At 43.1% G+C, this 947-nt stretch carries 1 protein-coding gene; it reads left to right on the forward strand.

Features of this window, described 5'->3' with window-relative positions:
* Positions 1–142: 142 nt before the first annotated feature.
* Positions 143–859, forward strand: a complete 717-nt coding sequence (locus A3763_RS22725) for a response regulator transcription factor (RefSeq protein WP_068514346.1) — start codon at positions 143–145, stop codon at positions 857–859.
* The last annotated feature ends 88 nt before the right edge of the window (positions 860–947 follow it).

Raw genomic sequence — 947 nt, forward strand, 5'->3', positions numbered from 1 at the left:
AAAATATAGTTAAAGCGCATAGTGGTAAGATACAGATTAAGGAAAGCCAGCCGGGGCAGGGGGCTGAGTTTGTTATTATATTCCCGCAGCGAAATAAACTATCAATGGCGAAAAGAGCGCGTAATATGATGGGGATGCACTAGTGTTTGATCCAGAGAATGAGCGTATCTTGGTTGTCGAGGATGAATGTCATATTGCAGAGGGGTTGCGTTTAAATTTGGAGCTTCAAGGTTACAAGGTGGCGTTAGCGGAAACAGGGACTTCCGGTCTAGCCTTATGGAAACAGTGGCGGCCGCATTTAATAGTCTTGGATGTGATGCTGCCCGGCATAGACGGTGTCTCTGTTCTTAAACGTATTCGCTTAGAAGATGAGCGTTTGCCAATCCTTATTCTATCAGCCAAGAATAGTGCTCAAGACAGAATTGAGGGTTTTAACCACGGTGTCGATGACTATCTTTCTAAACCCTTTAACCTAGAAGAATTCCTGTTACGAGTTGAGCGCCTTTTAAAACAAAGTAGCTGGCAAGATAATAGTATTGACGCGGCGAGTGGAAGTCAGGACCCATATAGCTTTGGCAGCAACAAAATCGACTTCCTTCAATCTGTTGCTTATTGCAAAGGGCAACAAATAAGCCTAACTGAACAAGAGCTTCGCTTGCTCAGGTTATTGATTAACAATCGTGGTAAAGCGCTGTCACGCGGAGAAATTTTAGAAGTTGCCTGGGGTTTTTCCAAAGACCTATCGACTCGTACCGTCGATAACTTTATTGTCCGTTTTCGAAAGTACTTTGAAGACGACCCTAAGAACCCCGAGTTCTTCAAAAGCCGCCGCTCTGTGGGCTACGTATTTGACCATTAAAATATCACTGATGAAGATTTTATTGCTTGTAAAGAAAGCCTACACTATTTTGTGTTAGTCTTGATGGCAAAGTAACAGACTATCGTTA

The organism is Oleiphilus sp. HI0128, assembly GCF_001635365.1.